Raw genomic sequence first — 23,661 nt, forward strand, 5'->3', positions numbered from 1 at the left:
GGGAAACAAACCGATAGGATCCGCCTTATGCGCCGTTCCAAAATCGTCTGCACACTGGGCCCCGCCGTCGACTCCTACGAGCAGCTGAAAGCGCTCATCGAGGCCGGCATGAACGTGGCCCGTTTCAACATGAGCCACGGGACCCACGCTGAGCACGAGGAGCGGTATCACCGCCTGCGTCAGGCGTGCGAGGACACGGGGCGCGCCATCGGCGTGCTGGCCGACCTCCAGGGTCCCAAGATCCGCCTGGAGACCTTCGCCGAGGGGCCGGTCGAACTGGTCCGCGGCGACGAGTTCACCATCACCACCGAGGACGTCCCCGGTGACAAGTCCATTTGCGGCACCACCTACAAGGGCCTGCCCGGCGACGTCTCCAAGGGCGACCAGATCCTGATCAACGACGGCAACGTCGAGCTGCGCGTCGTCGAGGTCGACGGACAGCGGGTCAAGACGATCGTCGTCGAGGGCGGCGTGATCTCCGACCACAAGGGCATCAACCTGCCCGGCGCGGCGGTCAACGTCCCGGCCCTGTCCGAGAAGGACGTCGACGACCTGCGCTTCGCACTCCGCATGGGCTGCGACCTGGTGGCGCTCTCCTTCGTCCGCGACGCGAGCGACGTCAAGGACGTCCACAAGGTGATGGACGAGGAGGGCCGCCGGGTCCCGGTCATCGCCAAGGTGGAGAAGCCGCAGGCGGTCGCCAACATGCAGGACGTCGTGATGGCGTTCGACGGCGTGATGGTGGCGCGCGGCGACCTGGCCGTCGAGTACCCCCTGGAGCGGGTCCCGATGGTGCAGAAGCGGCTCATCGAGATGTGCCGCCGCAACGCCAAGCCGGTGATCGTGGCGACCCAGATGATGGAGTCGATGATCACCAACTCGCGCCCCACGCGCGCCGAGGCGTCCGACGTCGCCAACGCGATCCTGGACGGCGCGGACGCAGTCATGCTCTCCGCGGAGTCCTCGGTCGGCGCGTATCCGATCGAGACGGTCAAGACGATGTCGAAGATCGTCGTCGCGGCGGAGGAGGAGCTGCTGTCCAAGGGCCTGCAGCCGCTGGTCCCGGGCAAGAAGCCGCGCACCCAGGGCGGTTCGGTGGCCCGGGCGGCCGCCGAGATCGCCGACTTCCTGGACGGCAAGGCGCTGGTCGCCTTCACCAAGTCCGGCGACACGGCCCGCCGCCTGTCCCGCTACCGCGCCTCCCAGCCGATCCTGGCCTTCACGACGGACGAGTCCACCCGCAACCAGCTGGCGCTGAGCTGGGGCGTGGAGTCCTTCCTGGCACCGTTCGTGGAGACGACGGACGCGATGGTGGAGCTGGTGGACGCGGCGCTGCTGAAGCTCCAGCGCTACAACGCGGGCGACACGATGGTCATCACCGCGGGCTCCCCTCCGGGCGTCCCGGGCACGACGAACATGGTTCGGGTGCACCACCTGGGCGGCGAGACGAAGTCCTGACGCGCGTCCGCGTCCACCGAGACTGACAGGCACACGCCTGTGGGCCGCACTCCCGAGGGGGTGCGGCCCACAGTCTTTCGCGGCTCCCGGTGGCCTCCTGGAAAATCAGGAATTTCCGCCCGTGAAGTAGTTGTGCAGGCCGGGGACCGTCAGCGTCCCGCCGAACTGGCCGGCCTGGGTCACCTTCACGTCGGTGAAGAAGGCGAACGGGACGTTCAGCGGCGGCGGTGTCTCCGGGGTGAACGTGACCGGGATGATGCCGAAGAGGTTGCCCTTCAGCTCCTCCGTGTACATCGTCACCTCACCGTCGCGGATCGTCGACGTGGAGCCCTTCGACGCCTCGACGTGCGCGGTCGTGCCGTTCGGACCGACAACCAGCTGGTGCAGGTCCTTGATGTCCACGCCCGTCGCGGTGAACTTCAGCACCTTCTTGGTCTTTCCGCTGCCCGTCTTCACCTCGACGATGCCCTTGTAGTCCAGGCCGTTGAGCGTCAGCCGCGAACTCTCCAGGACCCACGGGTCGTCAGGGAGCAGCGGGAGGCCGGGCTCCGTCTGGGCGTCGGCCAGCGCCTCGGGGTCGGCCGTCGGGCATGGGAAGCGCGGCTTGGCGCCGTCCGGGATGTCCTCGTCCTGCTTGGGGTCGAGTCCCTTGACGTCCTCGTCCAGCTCTTCGACCGTGGCGCCGGCCTTGTCCGCCGCATCCTTGATCGCGTCCTTGGTCTTGTCCACCGTGTCGTCCACCGTGTCGTCGACCGTGTCGGCGGGCTTCTCGGCCGGCTTCTCCGTGGGCTCCTCCGCGGGCTCCTCGGCAGACTCGCTCGGCTCGTCCGACGGCGTGCTGCTGTCGGTAGGCGTCGGTGTCGGCGTGGGACTGGCCTCCGGCTCCTTGTCGGGGCCGTCGAACAGGTCGTTGAGCGCGTCACCCACGCCCAGCGGGTCGAGCGGGTTCTCGGTCTCGCTCGGGGTCGCCTCCGGCGACGCCGCCTCCGCGGTCTTGTCGGCCGTGTCCGCCTTGTCGGCCGTGTCCGCGGACGGACTCTCGGACGGCTTCGGCTCCAGGACGTCCGTGACCGACGTGTCACTCGGCGTCGGTGCCGGCTTCGCGCTGTCGGAAGGCGACGGCGTCAGGGACGGCTTCGCCGACTCGGACGGAGAGGGGGACTCGGACTCCGCCGGCTCGTCCGAGCGCGTCACGCACGGCCCGGGGGCGAAGGGAATGTCCTTGTCGTCGGCGAGTGCCAGCTTGGGGGTGAGACCCATGCCCACGAAGACGGCGGTGGGCATCGCGGCCAGGGCTATCGCCTTGCTCGCCGGCATCTGGATCCTGGTCAGCAGCGACTTCTTGGGTGCGGCGTGCCGCGGCCCTCGCCTCTCGCGCGAACCGTCGCCGCCCGCCCCCGCGGCCAGCGGTGGTGTCACGTCACCCGGCACTGTTCCTCCCGCCGTTGCCTTCGATGGTTGTCTCGTGCGCGTCCGCGCCGGGGCCGTCCCACTGCTCCGGTACGGCAGAGACCTGCACGTCGCTCGCCGGGGCCGGCGCCTCCTTGGCCGGGGCAACCGCGGGCTTCGCCGGCGCCCACGACAGCGCGAGCGCGCCGCCGACGAGCGAGAACAGGAAGCCGACGACGAAGCCGCCGAGGTTGGCGATCGGGATGGAGATGAGCGCCAGGAGAATGGTGGCGACGCCTGCGAATACCCGGACGATGTGGTGGAACCACATCGTCAGACCCAGCGTGACCAGCAGTACGCCGATGATGAGAGAGCCCGCGCCCGCCGTCGTCGCCATCGAGAGCGTCATATGGCCGAGCTTGAGGCTCGCGTACGGGAAGTAGGCGATCGGGATTCCGCCGAGCACGGTGAACAGGCCTGCCCAGAAGGGCCGTTGTCCCCGCCAGATGCGGAAGTTCCGCCGAATGGCGCGGATGTGGTTCTCGTCCCGCCCCGGTGACACTGCAGACTCGGCGCTCATGGAAAACAGCTCCCTGGTACTGGCGTTGCTGTGTGAAGAGGGTGACGGGCGGGCGAAGCTGCCAGAGTTTCACCCGCCCGCCCGGACGGGATGACCGTCAGTAGCACTCGACCTTGGGGCCGTCGCCCTTGTGCAGGCGCATGCTCAGGCCACTCAGTTCGAAGGTGCCGGCGGTGGTCGCCCACGCCTTCTGAGTGACACCGGTCAGCTGCGCCCGGTCGGCCTGCTGGGCGAACCCGTTCTCAAGGATCGACTTGTCCTTGACCGCGGGACCCTTGCCCACACCGGGGTTGTCCGTGTCCTTGGCCGCGACGCCGATGTCGATGTTCGTGAACTTGGCGTTCGCGTCCAGCTCGGACACGTCCAGGTACAGGTTCTTCGCCTTGACCGCCGTGCCCTTGTCACCTGCGGTCAGGCGCAGCGTGACCTTGCCGACGAACGGCACGTCGGTGACGACCGACTGGCACATGTCCTCGATCGAGGCGTTCTTGAACGTCGAGATGGCGACGGGGTGCGCAACCTTCTCGTCACCCTTGAGGTCCTTGTACCCCATGTCGACGCCGCCGTACTGGGCGAACCCAGTGCCGTCGAGGTATCCGGCCTTGACCTTGAACTCCTGGCCGGACACGGCGAAGGACGCGGCGAGCGCCCCCTGTGCCAGGCCGATGCCTATCGCGGCCGTCGCGGCCACGCTTGGCACCATGACAAGGGCGAACCGCTTCCATCTGGTTCCGCCACGAGCCAAAGACTCCATGACTTTCCTCCTTCTCGGACGTACATCTCCGGTACGGGCCCTCGGGCCCGTCCTGGGATGGGAGAAGCGCTACGTCCTCGGGAAGGAGAGCGCCTGTACTTTCAGGCGCTGACTGCGTCCGAAACACCGGCGATCACCCCCGAGCGACAACCACTGGCCGCACTCTCGCGCAACCGGTCGGACAGGCCCTGCCGTTCCGGCAGGAACCCCCCTGTCCGCGGCCGGCGCCACTGCCGCCGACCGGCCCGGTGGGGACCCAACGGACCGCGGCACGGCTGGAGGCCGGGCTGGTGCGGTATTGGACCGAGCGTCGCCGATGCTGGTCCATTCACGGCGCGGACACAAGTGGTTCGTTACTCGCTAGTAACGGCCTGATAACCACCCCACGACCGCCTGACGTCGACCGAGCACACAGGGTGCCACCGACGGTGGGAGCAGAGCGGGAGATTGCCGTCAATAAACGGACAGAACCAGCGGGTTGATGTACTCGGAGTAACAGCTGCTCGCATTACCAAGTTTTGGTAAAGCGGTGTCGCAAATTGTCGCCGTGTCGCCAAAACGGCGGTGGCACCGTGCCCGGCACCACCGCCGCAAAACTGCCAGATCGGCACACTCAGGGCACCGTTGTCAGAATGGCTGTCAACGCGATCTCAGAACAGCACCCGTGCGAGTGCCTGGCGCGATGCCGTCACCCGCGGATCATCCGGACCGACGACCTCGAAGAGTTCGAGCAGGCGCACCCGCGCCGCGTCGCGGTCCGCGCCCGCGGTGCGCCGGACGGTCTCGACGAGCCGGCCGAAGGCGTCCTCGACGTGGCCGCCGACAAGGTCGAGATCGGCCGCGGCGATCTGGGCCTGCACGTCGCCGGGATTGTCGGCGGCGCCCTTGCGGACCTGCTGCGGGTCCATGTCCTTGACGCGGCCCAGCAGTTCGGCCTGGGCGAGGCCCAGCTTGGCCTCGCTGTTGGCCGGGTCGTCCGCCAGCACGTTCTTGTACGCCTGGATCGCGCCGCCGAAGTCGCCCGCGTCCAGCGCGTCCATGGCCGCGCCCAGCAGGGCGTCGTACGGGCCGGCCGGAACGGGAGCCTCGGCCGCCTCGCCCGACGCGTCCTGGTCCACGATGATGCCGGTCAGGCCGAAACGCTCCTCGGCGACCTGGATCAGCTGGTCCAGGGTCTGGCGGATCTGTGCCTCGGGTGCCGCCCCCTGGAAGAGGGGCAGCGCCTGGCCCGCCACCACGGCGAAAACCGCCGGGATGCCCTGGACGCCGAACTGCTGCATGAGCATCTGATTGGCGTCCACGTCGATCTTGGCGAGGACGAACCGGCCGTTGTACTCCTTCGCGAGACGGTCCAGGAGCGGGCTGAGCTGCTTGCACGGCTCGCACCACTCGGCCCAGAAGTCGATGACGACCGGGACCTCGGCGGAACGCTGCAGGACATCGTTCTCGAAGCGGGCCTCGTCGGTTTCGATCACCAGGGCGGAGGGCGACTCGGCACCGCCGCCGCCCTGCCGGGCGGCCTGCGCGCGGGCCTGCTCCGCCTTCGCCTTGGCCTCTCCGGCCGCCTTCACCGCGGCGAGGTCGACGACGCCGCTCATGGACATGTTCCTAGGCTGCATGCGTACATCCTCCCCCTTCCGCGCGCACATGTGAAAAGCCGGCCGTGCGATCCGGCTGGGTCGGCGCCGGGTCCCCACCTCGGCGCCTGTGGTCGTCGCTCCCGCCCCGTCACTTCGGACCGGGCTTTCGCTACGAGTCGTAGCGTATCTCCATCGAGGTCACCCGTGTGAGATTTCCCCGGTGAACTGCCTCACAGAGTTGCGCTTACCGGCCGGTATGGTCTCGGACATGTCCAGCAGCGCCCACCCCGAACCTGTACGTAAGGGTCGTACGGGACGGCCCCGCAGCGCGGAGACCGATGCCGCGATCCTGGCCGCCACCCGCGCCTCGCTCGTCGAGCTGGGCTGGTCGAAGCTGACCATGGGCGAGGTGGCCGGCCGCGCGGGAGTCGCCAAGACCACGCTCTACCGCCGCTGGACGAACAAGAACGAGCTCGTCGTCGACGCCGTGGCCGTGCTCTTCGACGAGCTCGAACTTCCCGACCGCGGCAGCCTCGTCGCCGATGTGGAGGGCGTGGTCCTGCAGTTCGCCGACCTGCTCGGCCGGCCGGAGACCAAGACCGCGCTCATGGGCGTCGTCGCGGAGTCCACGTGCGACGACGCGCTGCGGGGCCGGATCCGTGAGGCGATCGTCGACCGGCAGAAGCGGCTGGTGGTGGAGGGCCGGAAACGCGCTCAGGACCGCGGCGAGCTTCCGTACGAGGCCGATCCCGAGACGGAGGCCCGCAACACGGACCTGATCTTCGACGTGGTGGCGGGCGCCGTCGTCCACAGGGCGCTGGTGAGCGCGGAGCCCGTGGACGCGGAGTGGGCGCGCCGGTTCACCGCACTGCTGGTGTCCGGGCTCGGCGCGCTCTCCGTGTGACGGCCGGCCGGGGCACGGGCCCGGCCCGCTGCTGCAGAAGCCCGGCCGCGCCCCGACCGGTCCTGCTCAGAAGCCCGGCGGCTCCGTGTAGACGCCCCACTCGTCGCGCAGCACCCCGCAGATCTCGCCGAGGGTCGCCTCCGCGCGGACGGCGTCGAGCATCGGGCCGATCATGTTGGAGCCGTCGCGTGCGGCGGCGAGCATCGCGTCCAGCGCGGCGCGCACCGCGGCCTCGTCCCGCCGGTCCTTGCGCTCGCCGAGCACGCGGACCTGCTCCCACTCGACCTCGTGGCTGACCCGCAGGATCTCCAGGTCGCCGGTGACCGAGCCGTGGTGGACGTTGACGCCCACGACCTTCTTCTCGCCCTTCTCCAGGGCCTGCTGGTAGCGGAAGGCGGACTCGGCGATCTCGCCGGTGAACCAGCCGTCCTCGATACCGCGCAGGATGCCGGACGTCATCGGGCCGATGGGGTGCCGGCCGTCCGGGTGGGCGCGACGGCCGCGCTCCTTGATCTGCTCGAAGATCTTCTCGGCGTCGGCCTCGATCCGGTCGGTGAGCTGCTCGACGTACCACGAACCGCCCAGCGGGTCGGCGACGCCCGCGACGCCGGTCTCCTCCATCAGCACCTGCTGGGTGCGCAGGGCGATCTCGGCGGCCTGCTCGCTGGGAAGGGCGAGGGTCTCGTCGAGAGCATTGGTGTGCAGGGAGTTGGTGCCGCCGAGGACCGCGGAGAGCGCCTCCACAGCGGTGCGCACGACATTGTTGTACGGCTGCTGCGCGGTGAGGGAGACACCGGCGGTCTGGGTGTGGAACCGCAACCACTGGGCCTTGTCGGTCCGCGCTCCGTAGACCTCCTTCATCCAGCGCGCCCAGATCCGGCGTGCCGCGCGGAACTTGGCGATCTCCTCGAAGAAGTCGAGGTGCGCGTCGAAGAAGAAGGACAGGCCGGGCGCGAAAGTGTCGACGTCCAGGCCGCGGGACAGGCCCAGCTCCACGTATCCGAAGCCGTCGGCGAGGGTGTACGCGAGCTCCTGCGAGGCCGTCGCGCCGGCCTCGCGGATGTGGTAGCCGGAGACGGACAGCGGCTTGTACGCGGGGATCTTCTCCGCGCAGTGCTCCATCAGGTCGCCGATGAGGCGCAGATGGGGCTCGGGCTGGAAGAGCCATTCCTTCTGGGCGATGTACTCCTTGAAGATGTCCGTCTGGAGCGTGCCGTTGAGGACGGACGGGTCGATGCCCTGGCGTTCGGCGGCGACCAGGTACATGCAGAAGACGGGCACGGCCGGGCCGCTGATCGTCATGGAGGTCGTGACGTCGCCGAGCGGGATGTCCTTGAAGAGGACCTCCATGTCGGCGGCCGAGTCGATGGCGACGCCGCAGTGGCCGACCTCGCCGAGCGAGCGGGGGTCGTCGGAGTCGCGGCCCATGAGCGTCGGCATGTCGAAGGCGACGGAGAGGCCGCCGCCACCGTTCGCCAGGATCATCTTGTAGCGCTCGTTGGTCTGCTCGGCGTTGCCGAAGCCGGCGAACTGGCGGATGGTCCACGTCCGGCCGCGGTAGCCGGTGGCGTGCAGGCCGCGGGTGAAGGGGTACTCGCCGGGCCAGCCGATGCGCTCGAAACCCTCGTAGGTGTCCCCGGGCCTCGGCCCGTAGACCGGCTCGACCGGGTCCCCGGAGAGCGTGGTGAAGTCGGCGTCCCGCTTGCGGGCCTTGTCGTAACGGGCCTGCCAGCGTCGGCGGCCTTCCTCGATCGCGTCAGCGTCCATGCTTCGAATTTACTAGGACGTCCTAGTAAATGTCGACGGCTGACGGCCACGAGCCTTGCTCGCGGCCGTCACACGGTGTTACGCCTCGGCCTCGACCGGGGCCGCGCCGTCCGTGATCAGGGCGCGGGCCTCGCGGGTGACCTTCGGCTCGACGAAGAAGGAGGCGAACGGGATGCAGCCGGCGGCCAGCACCCACAGCAGCTTGCCGAAGGGCCACTTCGCCTTGGAGCCGAGGTCGAAGGCGAAGACGACGTAGATGATGAACAGCACACCGTGGATCTGCGAGATCAGCATGGTGTCGCCGGTGTCGAACCCGTACTTCAAGGCGATGGCGCCGGTGAACACGAGCAGCCACACGGCGGTGATGTAGGCCATCACCCGGTAGCGGGTCAGCACATTCGCTTTCATGGCATCGAGCGTAACCGGGCGCAAGGGGCGATCCTCGCCGGGGTTGCCCGGGGCTACTTCTCCTCGAAGTCGCTCGCCGCCACCCGCAGTGGCCGCAGGATCGCGAAGATCTCGGCGCACTCCTCGTCGTCGTACACGCCGAGTCCGAAGTCCATCGCCATCAGCTCTCGGGTGGCGGCCTCGACCACCTCGCGGCCCTTGTCGGTGATGGAGGCGAGTGTGCCGCGCCCGTCGTTGGGATTGGGCCGCTTGTCGACCAGGCCGGACCGCACCAGGCGGTCGACGGTGTTCGTCACGGAGGTCGGGTGAACCATCAGACGCTCGCCGATCTTCGACATGGGCAGCTCGCCCGCCTTGGAGAAGGTCAGGAGCACCAGCGCCTCGTAGCGGGCGAAGGTCAGCTCGTACGGCTTGACGACGGCGTCGACCTCGGCGAGCAGGATCTGGTGCGCGCGCATGATGGAGGTGATCGCTGCCATCGAGGGCACGGGCCCCCATCGCTGCTGCCAGAGCTCGTCGGCGCGGGCGATGGGATCGAAGGGAAGACTGAGCGGCTTCGGCACGGCACCGACCTTACCGACTGGTCATATCGTGGTCAGCCCCGTCTCGCTCTTCGGTCGGAACTGCTGGTGACGCTGCCGCTCCGGCGGCATACCGGCCCGGCGCCGGGCCCGCTCCCCCGCTGCGGCGCCCCGAGGGGGTAGGCCGCGCTCACGCCCGTCCGCACCAGCAGGACCAGCGCCCAGGCGAGGCCTGGCAGCCCCGCGCAGCCGACCACGGGCGCCAGGCCGGCCGCGGCGAGCGGGAGCGCGATCCGGGAGCGGCGGGCGGCATCAGCCGGGAAGGCGGCCTGGTCCCCAGGACACCAGGGCCCAGGGCCCAGAGCCCCAGGACATGAGAAACCCCCGGCCGCAGGAACGGGGGTTCACGAAGAGGCGGCTGATCAGGCCCGCAGATGCCGTTCCACAGTGTCGACCTTGGAGGTCAGACCGTCGGTGACGCCGGGGCGGATGTCGGCCTTCAGAACGACGGAGACGCGTGGGGCACGGGCCTCGACCGCGGCGACGGCGCGCCTGACGACGTCCATCACCTCGTCCCAGTCGCCCTCGATCGAGGTGAACATCGCGTCCGTACGGTTGGGCAGGCCCGACTCGCGCACCACGCGGACGGCGTCGGCGACATACTCACCGACGTCCTCACCGACGCCGAGGGGCGTGACGGAGAACGAGACGATCATGCTTTGACCGTGCCTTCCTGACGGGCGCGGGAGGCGACGACCGCATCCTCGGCCGCACGCCTGAGCTTGCGCTCGGCGAAGAAGCCGCCGAAGGGCAGGACCGAGAGCACGAAGTAGAGCGCGGCCGTCTTCAGGTTCCACTTGGTGCGGTTCCAGGCGTCCAGCCAGAACAGGACGTAGAGGATGAAGAGCACGCCGTGGATCGCACCCGTGACCGGGACCGCGTTGAAGTCCGTCGTCCGCTTGAGCACTGAGCAGACGAGCAGCAGGAGGAACGACACGGCCTCCGGCGTGGAGACCAGGCGGAGGCGGTGGAGGGAGGAGGCGGTCTTGATGTCCACGGAAGGCACCTTCGACGTCGGAGCGGGCATGGCCGGGCAGGCGATCTTGTGAATGAATGCACAAACGCCGGCCCCATTGTGGCAGCTCCCTTTGCCACGCCTTTGTCAGGGTCCGGATCCTCCTTGAGGGCCTGTCCGGGGCACAGACCACCGGATAACGTCACTGCGTGGCAACGTTCCGACTCCAAGGCAGCAAGGTGCTCGCCGTCGACATGACCGGCGACGCCGTCAAAGCGAAGAACGGCTCGATGGTCGCGTACGACGGCCAGATGGCCTTCAAGAAGATGTCCGGCGGCGGTGAGGGCATCCGCGGGATGGTCACCCGCCGGCTCACCGGCGAGCAGATGGAAATCATGGAGGTGAAGGGGCAGGGCACCTGCTATTTCGCCGACCGGGCGAGCGAGATCAACCTGGTGCGGCTGCACGGGGACAAGCTCTACGTCGAGGCGAGCAATCTGCTGTGCACCGACGGCGGACTGCGCACCGGCACGAGCTTCACCGGCCTGCGTGGCGCCTCCCAGGGCAACGGCCTGTTCACGACCACCGTCGAGGGCACGGGCCAGGCCGCGCTCATGTCCGACGGCACGGCGGTGATCCTCCGGGTGACCCCGCAGTACCCGCTCACCGTCGATCCCGGCGCGTACATCGCCCACCAGGGCAACCTGCGCCAGGACTTCCAGTCCGGCGTGACGTTCCGGACGTTCATGGGCGAGGGCGGCGGCGAGGCGTTCCAGATCCGCTTCGAGGGCGACGGACTGGTCTACGTCCAGCCGAGCGAGCGCGACACGGTGGGAGGGGACGTCTGAGATGCCGTTCCGTGAGATCAACTCGAAGATGGTCGAGGCGACCGTGTCGCCCGGTCAGACGCTGTACTCCCAGCGCGGCGCGATGCTCGCCTACAAGGGGGACGTCTCCTTCACCCCGAACGTCCAGGGCGGCCAGGGCGGCCTGATGTCCATGATCGGCCGGCGAGTGGCGGGCGAGGCGACGCCGCTGATGACCGTCGAGGGCAACGGCACGGTGATGTTCGGCCACGGCGGCCACCACATCCAGGTGATCCAGCTGACCGGCGACACCCTGTACGTCGAGGCCGACCGGCTGCTCGCCTTCGACGGCAGCCTTCAGCAGGGCACGATGTTCATGGGCTCGCAGGGCGGGGTCATGGGCATGGTGCGCGGTCAGGTCAGCGGGCAGGGGCTGTTCACCACGACCCTGGCGGGCCACGGCGCGGTCGCGGTGATGGCGCACGGAGGGATGATCGAGCTGCCGATCACTCCGGGCCGCGCTGTCCATGTCGACCCCCAGGCGTACGTCGCGCACCACGGTGACGTGCGCAACAAGCTCTCCACGGCGCTCGGCTGGCGCGACATGGTGGGGCGCGGCTCGGGCGAGGCGTTCCAGCTGGAGCTCAGCGGCAGTGGTGCGGTGTACGTCCAGGCGTCGGAGGAGAAGCTGTGAGCACGCCCGTCATCCACGACCCGACGACCCTTCCGAGCGACGACAACGTCGACGCGTACACCTTCTGTGTGGAACTCAAGGGCAGCCAGTGGTTCCTGCAGAAGGGCAAGATGATCGCCTACTACGGGCGCATCGACTTCAACGGAATCGGCCACGGCCGGTTCGACCGGCTGCTGCGGACGTCCTTCCATTCGCCGCTGCACGCCGGCGACTGGGTGGTGGCCGAGGGCAGCGGCAAGATGCTGCTCGCCGACCGTGCCTTCGACGTCAACTCCTACGACCTCGAGGACGGCAATCTGACGATCCGGTCGGGGAACCTGCTCGCCTACCAGCCGTCGCTGGCGCTGAAACAGTCGATCGTGCCGGGCTTCCTGACCCTGATCGGGACGGGGAAGTTCGTGGCGGCCTCCAACGGCCCTGTGGTGTTCATGGAGCCGCCGATCAGGGTGGATCCGCAGGCGCTGGTGGGGTGGGCGGACTGCCCCTCCCCCTGCCACCACTACGATCACGGCTATATGACGGGCGTGATGGGCGGACTGCGGGCGCTCACCGGGATCGGCGGGGCCTCGGGCGAGGAGCACCAGTTCGAGTTCGTCGGTGCGGGTACGGTGCTGCTGCAGTCGAGCGAGGTGCTGATGCCGGAGCAGCCGACGGGCGCCGTAGGGGCGGAACCGGGCGTTCCTGGCGGTCGTCCTCTCGGTGGAGGTGCCGGTCAACCCGGATCCGCACCGCGCCTTCCCGGCCAGCTCGGGGACCTCCAGCGTCGCTTCGGGCTGTGAGCGGTAGTCTGCGGAGTGTGACGTCGAACGTCTGCGCACCCTGTGCGGCCTTCGGGTGGCACAGGTGCCGGACGTCACACCCCCCAACTTCGTCCGCTTTTCAACTTCTTAGGTAGAATGCTTATATGGAGACCGAGACGGCCACTCGCTGGCTGACCGATGACGAGCAGTGCACGTGGCGCACGCACCTGGAGGTCAACAAACTCCTGATGCATCAGCTCGAGAAGGACCTCCAGCCGTTCGGCCTGACCAACAACGACTACGAGATCCTGGTCAACCTCTCCGAGTCGGCGGAACGGCGTATGCGGATGAGCGACCTCGCCGCCGCCACGCTGCAGTCCAAGAGCCGCCTCTCGCACCAGATCACCCGTATGGAGAACGCCGGGCTCGTCCGACGGGAGAACTGCGAGTCGGACCGGCGCGGCCTGTACGCGGTGCTGACCGACGACGGCATCGCGACGATGCAGAAGGTCGCCCCGCACCACGTCGCCTCCGTGCGCAAGCACTTCATCGATCTGCTGACGCCCGAGGCGCTCTCCGACCTGCGGGAGGCCCTGTCCCCGGTCGCGGACCACCTGCGCGGGCGGCGCGGCAAACTCTGAAACCCCCGGGCCGAGGGTCCCGGGGCCGCCACCCCGGCCCGCGCCCGCCCTACGAGGGCTCCGCCGCGCGCGGCAGGCGCAGCTCGAACAGCGCTCCGCCCGCCGGGGAACGGCTCACCGTGAGCGTCCCGTCGTGGTGCCGCGCCACATCACGGGCGATGGCGAGCCCCAGACCGGCCCCGCCCTCGTCCCGGCTGCGGGCGTCGTCCAGGCGCACGAACCGCTCGAAGATCCGCTCCCGCTGCTCCTCGGGCACGCCCGACCCGTCGTCACCGACCGCGAACACGACCCGGCCGCGGTCCTCCCGTACGGACGCGGTGACCGAAGCTGCCGCGTGCCGCTGCGCGTTGTCCAGCAGATTTCTCAGCACCCGGGCCAGCTGACCCCTAGAGCCCACCACTTCGAGCCCGTCCTCCGCCCTCACCTCGACCGGGATCCGGTCACCCGTCCTCCCCCCGGGCCCTTCGGGACCAGGAGGCGCCCCCAGAGCCACCTCCTCGCGCAGCAGCAGTGCCGCGTCGAGGCGCGTCAGCCCCGGCCGCTCCCCCGCGTCCAGCCGCGCGAGCAGCAGCAGGTCCGCTGCGAGCTGCTGAAGCCGTACGGTGTCCTCCACCGCCCCCGGCACGTCCAGCACCTCGGGGTGCGCCGCCCCCACTTCGAGCTGGGTGCGCAGCGAGGCGATGGGGCTGCGCAGCTCGTGCGAGGCGTCCGCGACGAAACGGCGTTGCCGCTCGACCGATGCCTCGAGCGCCGCCAGCGTCTCGTTGGTCGTACGGGCCAGCCGGGCCACCTCGTCGCGGGAGGCGGGCTCGGGGACGCGGCGGGAGAGGTCCTCGGACGCGGTGATGGCCGCCATCTCGCTCCTGATGCCCTCCACGGGCCTCAGCGCACGCCGGGTGACCAGCCAGGTCACGGAGCCGACCACGGCGAGCAGCAGCGGCAGGCCGACGAGCATCGCCTCGCGGACCGTGCCGACGGCGTCCTGCTCGGTCGCCAGCGGTGCCCCGGCGTGCACGGTGTAGGTGCGCTGCTCCCGGCCGGAGGTCACCTCGACGGCGGCGAATCGGTAGTCGCCGGGTTCACCGTCGACCGTGGCCGTGCCGGAGGTGAACCACGGCGCGTCGTTCGACACCTCGCCGCGGGCGGGGTCGTCGTCATCGTCATCGTCGTCGTCACCGCCGGGCGGCGCCGGCGCCGATGGCTGGGGCGCGACGGCGGTGCGCGACGTCCCGGAGATCGCCTCCAGGCCCTCGCTGACGGCCGCCACCCGTCCGCCCTCCTCGACGATCTGCACGGGCCGTTCCTCGTCGTCCGGCAGTTCCAACCGGTCGAGCGGCGTGTCGAGGGCGATCTGCGAGGCCACCTCGCGGGCCACGACCTCGGCCTGAAGGTCCGTCCGGTCGATGAGGCTGGAGCGCAGCGCCAGCAGGACGGCCGCGCCCGCGGCGATCAGCGCGACGGCGACGACGAGGGTGGCGCCGAGCGCGGCCCGTGCCCGTACCGACCTCATGACGCCGCCACCAGGCGGTAGCCGGCGCCGCGCACGGTCTGGATACGGGCGGCGCCGAGCTTGCGGCGCAGTGCGCTGATGTAGACCTCGACGATGTTCGGATCGCCCTGGTAGGCGAAATCCCAGACGTGGTCGAGGATCCCGGGCTTGCCGACCACCTCTCCGGCACGCGTCGCGAGCTGCTCGAGCACCGCGAACTCCTTGGCGGTCAGCGTCACTTCGTCCTCCCCGCAGAACACCCGGCGGGCGGCGGTGTCCACGCGCAGGTCGCCGACCGCCAGCACGGGCGAGCCGCCGGCACGGCCGCGGCGGCGCAGCAGAGCCTTCACACGGGCGACGAGGACGACGTACGAGAAGGGCTTGGTGAGGTAGTCGTCCGCGCCGGTGTCGAGCCCCTCGGCCTCGTCGTACTCGCCGTCCTTGGCGGTGAGCATCAGGATCGGCACGTCGTGCCCGGCGGCCCGGAGAGCGGCGCAGACACGGTAGCCGTTCATGCCGGGGAGCATGATGTCGAGCACGACCAGGTCGTACACGCCCTCGGCGGCACGGTGCAGGCCCTCCAGACCGTCGTGGACGACGTCCACGGCGTATCCCTCGGCCGTCAGTCCCGCGGCGAGGGACAGGGCGAGCCGCTTCTCGTCCTCCACGATCAACAACCTCATGCGCTCAGGGTCGCAAACCGAGGCTGAAGATCTCTTCAGGTGGCTTCAGGCCCGCTTCAGCATGCCGCGGCGACAGTGGGTCCCGTTGCTGAACGACAACACGACTGGGAGAGCCCCCTGATGAAGCGCAACCTGGTGATCGCGACGGTGGCAGCGGCGGTACTGGTGGGTGGCGGCGCGTACACGGCCGTGGCGGTGTCGGCCGACGCGTCGACATCGTCGTCGGCGTCGGCGTCGGCGTCGGCGTCGACGAGCACGACGACGGCCGTTCGGGATGACGACGACCACGACGAGGAGCTGGCAGCCCCCGCCGGGTCGGTCACGCTGTCGGAGGCCGTTGCCGCGGCCCTGAAGCAGACGCCGGGCACGGTGGACTCCGTCGACCTGGCCGACGACGGCGACGGCCACTGGGAGGTCGACGTGCTCGGCAAGGACGACCGGACGCATGAACTGAGGGTCGACAGCTCGAACGGCACGGCGCGGGTGGTCGACGGGGACGACGGGGATGACGACGCAGATGACCGCCACGACCGCGCGGCGCTGCGGTCCGCGTCGGTGGACGCCAACGAGGCGGTGTCGGCGGCGCTCAGGGCCCACCCGGGCGCAACGGTGACGTCGGTCGACTTCGACGACGACGGAGGCGCCCACTGGGAGGTCGAACTCCACGACGGCAAGGCCGACGACGAGACCGAGGCGAGGGTCGACGCGAGGACGGGGAAGGTGTCGCACCCCCAGGACGACGACGCCTCGGACGACTGACGCGCGGGGGCGCTGCCCCGGGGGCTCGTCCCCTACGGCCTGGCGCCCGGCAGGGGCCCAGCGCCTCAAGCGCCGACGGCCGCATTCGCTGCGCGCCCACCGCCGAACGGCCGTCGGGGCGTTGGGGGCGTGGCGGAGCCGCGAAGCCCGCGGAACAAGGCGGCCCGGCCGGCAGCGCGCCCGTACCGAGGCCAGGGCCGAAGCCCCCGAACTCCGCCCGGCCGGCGTCAGGCCGGCCCCGGGCCTGCCCCCGGTCACGGAAAGCGGAGCGGGGGCCCGGGCCGGGACACGCGGCCGTCAGGCCGCAGGCAAATCCGACACCACGCCCGCATGCCGTACCGGCCAGGACCGAAGCCCTCCGAACCCGCCCGCCGAGGCCCGGCCCGGAGTCCCGGGCGCAGCCCCGGGGTGGGCCGGAAGAAGAACCCCCGGCCTGCTCCTGCGCGTCAGCCCGCCTACGACTGTGTCAGGCCCGCCACCAGTTCGTCCGCCGCTCCGTAGGGGTCCAGCTCGCCCGCCACGATGCGCGCCGCCAGCGCGCCCAGGCGGCGGTCGCCATGGAGGTCGCCGATGCGTTCGCGCAGCGCCGTGACCGCGATCGTCTCGACCTCGGTCGCTGCCCGGCGGGCCCGGCGTTCCGCGAGCACGCCGTGCTCCTCCATCCAGGCGCGGTGTTTCTCCAGCGCCTCGACGACCTCGTCCACGCCCTCGCCCCGCGACGCGACCGTCTTCACGATCGGAGGCCGCCAGTCGCCCGGGCCGCGGGCCTCGCCGAGGCCCAGCATGTGGTTCAGCTCCCGGGCCGTCGCGTCCGCGCCGTCCCGGTCGGCCTTGTTGACGACGTACACGTCGCCGATCTCCAGGATTCCGGCCTTCGCCGCCTGGATGCCGTCGCCCATGCCGGGCGCGAGCAGCACCACGGAGGTGTCTGCCTGGGAGGCGATCTCCACCTCGGACTGGCCGACGCCCACCGTCTCCACCAGGATCACGTCGCAGCCGGCCGCGTCCAGGACGCGGATCGCCTGCGGCGCGGCCCACGCCAGGCCGCCCAGATGGCCGCGGGTGGCCATCGAGCGGATGTAGACGCCCGGGTCGGAGGCGTGGTCCGACATCCGGACCCGGTCGCCCAGCAGCGCTCCGCCGGAGAAGGGCGAGGACGGGTCGACGGCCAGGACGCCGACCCGCTTCCCGGCCCGCCGGTAGGCGGAGACCAGCGCGGACGTGGAGGTCGACTTGCCGACGCCCGGCGAGCCCGTCAGGCCCACCACGTAAGCCCCGCCGGTCAGCGGAGCCAGCGTCGCCATCACCTCGCGCAGCTGCGGGGACGCCCCCTCCACGAGTGAGATCAGCCGGGCCACCGCACGCGGCCGGCCCTCCCTCGCCTGGGCGACCAACTGGGGGACGTCCACCATCACGTATCGCTCCTTGCCTGGCGGGTTACTTGGCCGGTACGCGGACGATCAGCGCATCGCCCTGACCGCCGCCACCGCACAGCGCCGCCGCACCGACGCCGCCGCCACGGCGCTTGAGCTCGAGCGCCAGGTGGAGCACCACGCGCGCGCCGGACATGCCGATGGGGTGGCCGAGCGCGATCGCGCCACCGTTCACGTTCACCATTTCCGGCGTCACGCCGAGGTCCTTCATTGACTGGTGGGCGACGGCGGCGAACGCCTCGTTGATCTCGATGAGGTCGAGGTCCTCGACCTCCAGGCCCTCCTTCTTCAGGGCGTGCCGGATGGCGTTGGACGGCTGCGACTGCAGGGAGTTGTCGGGGCCGGCCACATTGCCGTGGGCGCCGATCTCGGCGATCCACTCCAGGCCCAGCTCCTGGGCCTTGGCCTTGCTCATCACGACGACGGCCGCGGCGCCGTCCGAGATCTGCGAGGACGTGCCCGCGGTGATCGTGCCGTCCTTCGCGAACGCCGGGCGCAGCTTGCCCAGCGACTCGGCGGTCGTCTCGGCGCGGATGCCCTCGTCCTTGGAGAACAGGATCGGGTCGCCCTTGCGCTGCGGGATCTCGACGGGCGTGATCTCCGCCTCGAAGAGGCCGTTCTTCTGCGCGGCGGCGGCCCGCTGGTGGGAGAGCGCCGCGATCTCGTCCTGCACCTCGCGCGGGATGCCGAGGCGGGTGTTGTGCTTCTCGGTGGACTCGCCCATGGCGACGTTCTCGAAGGCGTCGGTGAGGCCGTCGTACGCCATGGCGTCGAGCATCTCGATCGCGCCGTACTTGTAGCCCTCACGGGACTTCGGCAGCAGGTGCGGCGCGTTGGTCATCGACTCCTGGCCGCCGGCGACGACCACGTCGAATTCGCCGGCGCGGATCAGCTGGTCGGCGAGCGCGATGGCGTCCAGACCGGACAGACACACCTTGTTGACGGTGAGAGCCGGGACGTTCATCGGGATGCCGGCCTTGACGGCGGCCTGGCGGGCGGGGATCTGGCCGGCGCCCGCCTGGAGCACCTGACCCATGATCACGTACTGCACCTGGTCGCCGCCGATGCCCGCGCGGTCGAGGGCGGCCTTGATGGCGAAGCCGCCGAGGTCGGCGCCGGAGAAGGACTTGAGCGAGCCGAGCAGGCGGCCCATGGGCGTACGGGCACCCGCGACGATCACGGAGGTGGTACCTGTCGTTCCAGACATGTGCAGGATCCCCTTTCAGCCGCAGCTGAGGAGTGAACGAGGGTTTACTCAAATGTACTGAGCGGTACCGTCGCCGGTCACCGGTCGGCCGGTGTGATCGCGCGCACGTTGCGTAACCGGCCGCCGGGGGCTGCACTGGAGCAATGCTGACGCGAATCGACCACATCGGGATCGCCTGTTTCGACCTGGACAGGACTGTCGAGTTCTACCGTGCCACCTACGGCTTCGAGGTCTTCCACTCCGAGGTCAACGAAGAGCAGGGCGTACGGGAGGCCATGCTCAAGATCAACGAGACGTCCGACGGCGGCGCCTCCTACCTCCAGCTCCTGGAGCCCACCCGGGAGGACTCCGCGGTGGGCAAGTGGCTGGCGAAGAACGGCGAGGGGGTGCACCACATCGCCTTCGGCACCGCCGACGTGGACGGCGACGCGCAGGACATCCGGGACAAGGGTGTACGCGTGCTGTACGACGAACCGCGTATCGGCTCCATGGGATCGCGTATCACCTTCCTGCACCCCAAGGACTGCCACGGCGTTCTCACCGAACTCGTCACCTCTGCAACGGAGCACTGACCGACACGTTTCCCGGCCCGGTAGAGTGAGCCGTTCCGGGCCGGGGCCGGGTCGGGGCCGTGCCGCGTCTCCGTCTTTGATCTGTCACCATTCCCCGGGGGGCCGTTCGCCGGCGAACGGTGCTCGTGTGGAGACAGTTGCGACCAGGGGACGGATGGGACCGCGCAGTGCGGGGCTACGAACGCCAGGAGAGCCACCGAGCTGACGACGACCACCTCTCGCGGTTCGAAGCCGAGATGGACCGGCTGAAGACCGAGCGGGAGAAGGCCGTCCAGCATGCCGAGGACCTCGGCTACCAAGTCGAGGTGTTGCGCGCCAAACTCCATGAGGCGCGCCGCACTCTCGCCTCCCGCCCTGCCTATGACAGCGCCGACCTCGGCTACCAGGCCGAGCAATTGCTCCGTAATGCCCAGATCCAGGCGGACCAGCTGCGCTCGGACGCCGAGCGGGAGCTGCGCGAGGCACGCGCCCAGACCCAGCGCATTCTTCAGGAGCACGCCGAGCACCAGGCACGCCTGCAGGCCGAGCTGCACGCCGAGGCGGTGCAGCGCAGGCAGCGTCTTGACCAGGAGCTGGCCGAGCGCCGCCAGACCGTCGAGTCGCATGTCAACGAGAACGTCGCCTGGGCCGAGCAGCTGCGTGCCCGCACCGAGTCGCAGGCCCAGCGGCTGCTGGAACAGTCCCGCGCCGAGGCCGAGCAGTCCCTCGCCGCGGCGCGTGCCGAGGCCGCCAGGATCAGCGAGGAGGCCCGCCGGCGGCTCGGCAGCGAGGCCGAGACGGCCCGCGCCGAGGCCGAAGCGATCCTGTTGCGTGCCCGCAAGGACGCCGAGCGGCTGCTGACCGCGGCCTCCAACCAGGCGCAGGAGGCGACCTCCCACGCCGAGCAGCTGCGTTCGTCGACCACCGCCGAGTCCGACCAGGCCCGCCAGCAGGCCGCGGAGCTCAGCCGCACCGCCGAGGCGCGGATGCACGAGGCCGAGGAGAAGCTCCGCGAGGCGCGGGCGGAGGCCGAGAAGCTGGTCACCGAGGCCAAGGAGTCCGCGGCCAAGCAGCTGTCGTCGGCCGAGTCGGTCAACGAGCAGCGCACCCGCACGGCCAAGGCGGAGATCGCCCGCCTCGTCGCCGAGGCCACCAAGGAGTCCGAGGCGCTCAAGACGGACGCGGAGCAGGCGCTCGCGGACGCCCGCGCCGAGGCGGAGAAGCTGCTCGCGGACGCCACCGAGAAGGCCCGTACGGCCGCCGCCGAGGACTCCGCCGCCCAGCTCGCCAAGGCCGCCCGCACTGCGGAGGAGGTGCTGACCAAGGCGTCCGAGGACGCCAGGGCCACCACCCGCGCGGCGAGCGAGGAGGCCGAGCGGATCAGGCGCGAGGCCGAGGCGGAGGCGGACCGGCTGCGCGGCGAGGCGGCCGAGCAGGCCGACCAGCTCAAGGGCGCGGCCAAGGACGACACCAAGGAGTACCGGGCCAAGACGGTCGAGCTGCAGGAGGAGGCGCGCCGGCTGCGCGGCGAGGCCGAGCAGCTGCGCGCCGAGGCGGTCGCCGAGGGCGAGCGGATCCGCGGCGAGGCGCGGCGCGAGGCCGTCCAGCAGATCGAGGAGGCGGCCAGGACCGCCGAGGAGCTGCTGACCAAGGCGCGTACGGACGCGGACGAGTTGCGGGCGAAGGCGGCGGGCGACTCCGAGAAGGTGCGCACCGAGGCGATCGAGCGCGCCACCTCACTGCGCAAGCAGGCCGAGGAGACGCTGGAGCGCACCCGCGCCGAGGCGGACCGGCTGCGCGCGGAGGCCGAGGAGCAGGCGGACGGCGTGCGTGCGGCGGCCGAGTCCGCCGCCGAGCAGCTGCGTGCGGAGACCGAGCGCGGCATCGCGGCCCGGCAGGCCGATGCGGCCGAGGAGCTGACGCGCCTGCACAACGAGGCCGAGGCCAGGCTCGCGAGCGCCGAGGAGAACCTCGCCGGAGCCCGTGCGGAGGGCGAGCGGATCCGCCGCGAGGCGGCGGAGGAGACCGAGCGGCTGCGCACCGAGGCCGCGGAGCGGCTGCGCACCCTCCAGGCGCAGGCCGAGCAGGAGGCGGAGCGGCTGCGCACCGAGGCCGCGGCCGACGCGTCGGCCGCCCGCGCGGAGGCCGAGGCCGTCGCCGTACGGCTCACCAGCGACGCGGCGACCGAGGCGGAGCGGCTGCGCACCGAGGCCCAGGACACCGCCGACCGGGTGCGGGCGGAGGCGGCGGCGGCCGCGGAGCGGGTCGGCGCGGAGGCCGCCGAGGCGCTGGCGGCCGCGCAGGAGGAGGCGGCCCGTCGGCGCCGGGAGGCCGAGGAGACCCTCGACTCCGCGCGCGCCGAGGCCGGCCAGGAGCGTGAGCACGCCCGCGAGCAGAGCGAGGAGCTGCTGGCGTCCGCCCGCAAGCGGGTCGAGCAGGCCCAGGCCGAGGCGCAGCGGCTGGTGGAGGAGGCGGACCGGCGGGCCACCGAGATGGTCTCGGCCGCCGAGCAGACCGCCCAGCAGGTACGGGACTCCGTCAACGGGCTCCAGGAGCAGGCCGAGCAGGAGATCGCCGGGCTGCGCAGCGCCGCCGAGCACGCGGCGGAGCGCACCCGGGGCGAGGCGCAGGAGGAGGCGGACCGGGTCCGCGCCGACGCGTACGCGGAGCGGGAGCGTGCCTCCGAGGACGCGGCGAGGCTACGGGAGCGGGCCCAGGAGGAGACCGAAGCGGCGCAGGCGCTGTCCGAGCGGACCGTGGCCGAGGCGATGGCCGAGGCGGAGCGCCTGCGGGCGGACTCCTCGGAGTACGCGCAGCGGATGCGCACCGAGGCGTCGGACTCGCTCGCCGCCGCCGAGCAGGACGCGGCGCGGGCGCGCGCGGAGGCGCGCGAGGACGCGAACCGGATCCGTTCGGAGGCGGCCGCCCAGGCGGATCTGCTGGTCGGCGAGGCGACCAGCGAAGCCGAGCGGATGCGCACGGAGGCCGCCGAGGTGCTGGCCGCCGCGGAGGCGGACGCGACACGGCTGCTCACCGAGGCCGAACAGATCAAGGTGGACGGCGAGGCCGAGGTCGAGCAGATGCGCGCGGCCGTGCGTAGCGACCGTGAGCAGGTGCTCGACGAGGCGCGGCAGGCGGCGGACAAGCGCCGTGCCGACGCGGCGGCGCAGGCCGACCAGCTGATCGCCGAGGCGACGGGCGAAGCCGAGCGGATCGCAGCGAAGACGGCCGCGGAGGCGGAGCGGGTGCGGGCCGAAGCCGCCGGCGACGCCGAGCGGATGCGCGCCGAGGCCGCCGAGACGGTGGGCTCCGCGCAGCAGGCCGCCGAGCGGATGCGGGTGGAGGCCGAGCGGCACCGCGCCGAGACGGAGGCCACCGCCGAGCAGGTGCGCGGCGAGGCGCGGGCCGAGGCGGACCGGCTGCTGGACGAGGCGCGCGAGGCGGCGGCGAAGCGTCGCGCGGACGCCGCCGAGCAGGCCGACCAGCTGATGGCGAAGGTGCAGGAGGAGGCGCTCCGCGCGGCCACCGAGGCGGAGGAGCAGGCCGACACGATGGTCGGCGCAGCGCGCAAGGAGGCCGAGCGGATCGTCGTCGAGGCGACCGTCGAGGGCAACTCGCGGGTGGAGAAGGCGCGTACGGACGCCGACGAGCTGCTGGTCGGCGCCCGCCGGGACGCCACGGCGATAAGGGACCGCGCCGAGGAGCTGCGGGCCCGGATCGAGAGCGAGATCGAGGAACTCCACGAGCGGGCCCGCCGGGAGACCGCGGAGCAGCTGAGGACGGCGGGCGAGCGCGTCGACAAGCTGGTCAAGGCGGCCGAGGAGCAGCGGGCCGAGGCGGAGGCCAAGGCCAAGCAGCTGGTGTCGGATGCCGATTCGGAAGCCGGCAAGGTCAGGATCGCCGCCGTGAAGAGGGCGGAGGCCCTGCTGAAGGAGGCCGGGACCAAGAAGGCCGAACTGATCCGGGAGGCCGAGCGCGTGAAGGCCGAGGCGGACCGCGAGGCCGAGCGCACGATCGCCGAGGGCAAGCGCGAGCTCGATGTGCTGGTGCGCAGGCGCGAGGACATCCAGGCCGAGATTTCGCGCGTCCAGGACGTTCTTGAGGCGTTGGAGTCTTTCGAGGCGCCGGGGGGTAAGGCTTCGGGCAATGGCGGCTCGGGTGGCGGGACCGTCAAGGCGGGTGCGTCAGCGGGGGTTACACGTTCGAGTGGCAAGTCGTCCGACGGCTAGCCACTCAAAAGGCTGGACATTCTCCAGATCAAACCGGCATCCGCTCGATGACA

Annotated in this window: 22 protein-coding genes; 9 read left to right on the forward strand and 13 right to left on the reverse strand. The window is 70.9% G+C overall.

The features are described from left to right. Window positions 1-27: 27 nt before the first annotated feature. Complete coding sequence (gene pyk, locus J7E88_RS25370; RefSeq protein ID WP_215184955.1) at window positions 28-1,458, forward strand: pyruvate kinase; 1,431 nt, start codon at window positions 28-30, stop codon at window positions 1,456-1,458. A gap of 105 nt (window positions 1,459-1,563) precedes the next feature. On the opposite strand, the gene J7E88_RS25375 is transcribed toward pyk, so the two are convergent. The 4 genes from J7E88_RS25375 to J7E88_RS25390 all read right to left on the reverse strand — a co-directional run bounded on the left by J7E88_RS25375 (window position 1,564) and on the right by J7E88_RS25390 (window position 5,800). Beyond that, window positions 1,564-2,877 carry a hypothetical protein gene (locus J7E88_RS25375; protein ID WP_308307602.1) on the reverse strand — a complete coding sequence of 438 codons (1,314 nt, stop codon included), beginning with the start codon at window positions 2,875-2,877 and terminating at the stop codon, window positions 1,564-1,566. 1 nt (window position 2,878) lies between these two features. Next, entirely contained in the window at window positions 2,879-3,427 is a 549-nt protein-coding gene (locus tag J7E88_RS25380; protein ID WP_215184959.1) for a DUF6114 domain-containing protein, read from the reverse strand. Window positions 3,428-3,524: 97 nt separating this feature from the next. After that, window positions 3,525-4,181, reverse strand: coding sequence for a DUF6230 family protein (locus J7E88_RS25385; protein WP_215184961.1), 657 nt, complete (start codon window positions 4,179-4,181; stop codon window positions 3,525-3,527). A gap of 650 nt (window positions 4,182-4,831) precedes the next feature. Further along, window positions 4,832-5,800, reverse strand: coding sequence for a tetratricopeptide repeat protein (locus J7E88_RS25390; RefSeq protein ID WP_215184963.1), 969 nt, complete (start codon window positions 5,798-5,800; stop codon window positions 4,832-4,834). Window positions 5,801-6,017: 217 nt separating this feature from the next. Here J7E88_RS25390 and J7E88_RS25395 point away from each other — a divergent pair, with 217 nt between their 5' ends. Next, window positions 6,018-6,665, forward strand: coding sequence for a TetR/AcrR family transcriptional regulator (locus J7E88_RS25395; protein WP_215185089.1), 648 nt, complete (start codon window positions 6,018-6,020; stop codon window positions 6,663-6,665). 66 nt (window positions 6,666-6,731) lie between these two features. On the opposite strand, the gene J7E88_RS25400 is transcribed toward J7E88_RS25395, so the two are convergent. From J7E88_RS25400 to J7E88_RS25420, 5 genes are all read right to left on the reverse strand, one after another. After that, window positions 6,732-8,432, reverse strand: a complete 1,701-nt coding sequence (locus tag J7E88_RS25400) for a methylmalonyl-CoA mutase (protein WP_215184965.1) — start codon at window positions 8,430-8,432, stop codon at window positions 6,732-6,734. Between the two features lie 78 nt (window positions 8,433-8,510). Further along, on the reverse strand, window positions 8,511-8,840 hold the full coding sequence (locus J7E88_RS25405) for a DUF3817 domain-containing protein (protein WP_215184967.1): 330 nt from the start codon (window positions 8,838-8,840) through the stop codon (window positions 8,511-8,513). Between the two features lie 53 nt (window positions 8,841-8,893). Further along, window positions 8,894-9,403 (reverse strand): MarR family winged helix-turn-helix transcriptional regulator, encoded by a 510-nt coding sequence (locus J7E88_RS25410; protein WP_215184969.1) that lies wholly within the window; start codon window positions 9,401-9,403, stop codon window positions 8,894-8,896. 380 nt (window positions 9,404-9,783) lie between these two features. Next, the gene (locus tag J7E88_RS25415) at window positions 9,784-10,077 is read right to left on the reverse strand and encodes an MTH1187 family thiamine-binding protein (RefSeq protein WP_215184971.1); all 294 of its coding nucleotides are present in this window, start codon (window positions 10,075-10,077) and stop codon (window positions 9,784-9,786) included. Continuing rightward, complete coding sequence (locus J7E88_RS25420; protein WP_215184973.1) at window positions 10,074-10,418, reverse strand: DUF3817 domain-containing protein; 345 nt, start codon at window positions 10,416-10,418, stop codon at window positions 10,074-10,076. Before J7E88_RS25420 ends, J7E88_RS25415 begins: the two co-directional genes overlap by 4 nt. A gap of 167 nt (window positions 10,419-10,585) precedes the next feature. Between J7E88_RS25420 and J7E88_RS25425 the strand changes: the two genes are divergently transcribed. From J7E88_RS25425 to J7E88_RS25440, 4 genes are all read left to right on the forward strand, one after another. Further along, window positions 10,586-11,224 carry an AIM24 family protein gene (locus tag J7E88_RS25425; RefSeq protein WP_215184975.1) on the forward strand — a complete coding sequence of 213 codons (639 nt, stop codon included), beginning with the start codon at window positions 10,586-10,588 and terminating at the stop codon, window positions 11,222-11,224. 1 nt (window position 11,225) lies between these two features. After that, complete coding sequence (locus tag J7E88_RS25430; protein ID WP_215184977.1) at window positions 11,226-11,876, forward strand: AIM24 family protein; 651 nt, start codon at window positions 11,226-11,228, stop codon at window positions 11,874-11,876. Next, a complete protein-coding gene (locus J7E88_RS25435) occupies window positions 11,873-12,655 on the forward strand; it encodes an AIM24 family protein (RefSeq protein WP_215184979.1) in 783 nt (260 codons plus the stop codon). Before J7E88_RS25430 ends, J7E88_RS25435 begins: the two co-directional genes overlap by 4 nt. A gap of 125 nt (window positions 12,656-12,780) precedes the next feature. Further along, window positions 12,781-13,257: a MarR family winged helix-turn-helix transcriptional regulator gene (locus J7E88_RS25440; RefSeq protein WP_215184980.1), complete on the forward strand. Its 477-nt coding sequence runs from the start codon at window positions 12,781-12,783 to the stop codon at window positions 13,255-13,257. A gap of 49 nt (window positions 13,258-13,306) precedes the next feature. Here J7E88_RS25440 and J7E88_RS25445 read toward each other — a convergent pair whose 3' ends face one another. Together J7E88_RS25445 and J7E88_RS25450 are read right to left on the reverse strand one after the other, a co-directional pair. Then, window positions 13,307-14,767 (reverse strand): HAMP domain-containing sensor histidine kinase, encoded by a 1,461-nt coding sequence (locus J7E88_RS25445; protein ID WP_215184982.1) that lies wholly within the window; start codon window positions 14,765-14,767, stop codon window positions 13,307-13,309. Further along, a complete protein-coding gene (locus J7E88_RS25450) occupies window positions 14,764-15,429 on the reverse strand; it encodes a response regulator transcription factor (protein WP_215184984.1) in 666 nt (221 codons plus the stop codon). The genes J7E88_RS25445 and J7E88_RS25450 overlap by 4 nt, the downstream gene beginning before the upstream one ends. Window positions 15,430-15,549: 120 nt before the next feature. On the opposite strand from J7E88_RS25450, the gene J7E88_RS25455 reads away from it, so the two are divergent. Further along, complete coding sequence (locus tag J7E88_RS25455) at window positions 15,550-16,188, forward strand: PepSY domain-containing protein (RefSeq protein ID WP_215184985.1); 639 nt, start codon at window positions 15,550-15,552, stop codon at window positions 16,186-16,188. A gap of 455 nt (window positions 16,189-16,643) precedes the next feature. Here the strand turns inward: J7E88_RS25455 and meaB are convergent, their stop codons facing one another. Both meaB and J7E88_RS25465 read right to left on the reverse strand, forming a co-directional pair. Next, window positions 16,644-17,600, reverse strand: coding sequence for a methylmalonyl Co-A mutase-associated GTPase MeaB (gene meaB / locus J7E88_RS25460; RefSeq protein ID WP_215184987.1), 957 nt, complete (start codon window positions 17,598-17,600; stop codon window positions 16,644-16,646). A gap of 25 nt (window positions 17,601-17,625) precedes the next feature. Then, window positions 17,626-18,828 carry an acetyl-CoA C-acetyltransferase gene (locus tag J7E88_RS25465; RefSeq protein ID WP_215184989.1) on the reverse strand — a complete coding sequence of 401 codons (1,203 nt, stop codon included), beginning with the start codon at window positions 18,826-18,828 and terminating at the stop codon, window positions 17,626-17,628. Window positions 18,829-18,971: 143 nt separating this feature from the next. On the opposite strand from J7E88_RS25465, the gene mce reads away from it, so the two are divergent. After that, complete coding sequence (gene mce / locus J7E88_RS25470) at window positions 18,972-19,400, forward strand: methylmalonyl-CoA epimerase (protein WP_215184991.1); 429 nt, start codon at window positions 18,972-18,974, stop codon at window positions 19,398-19,400. Between the two features lie 167 nt (window positions 19,401-19,567). Next, window positions 19,568-23,608, forward strand: coding sequence for a polarized growth protein Scy (gene scy, locus J7E88_RS25475; protein WP_215184993.1), 4,041 nt, complete (start codon window positions 19,568-19,570; stop codon window positions 23,606-23,608). Window positions 23,609-23,661: the final 53 nt, after the last annotated feature.

Origin of the sequence: Streptomyces sp. ISL-10, assembly GCF_018614575.1 — a bacterium.
Classification (GTDB): domain Bacteria; phylum Actinomycetota; class Actinomycetes; order Streptomycetales; family Streptomycetaceae; genus Streptomyces.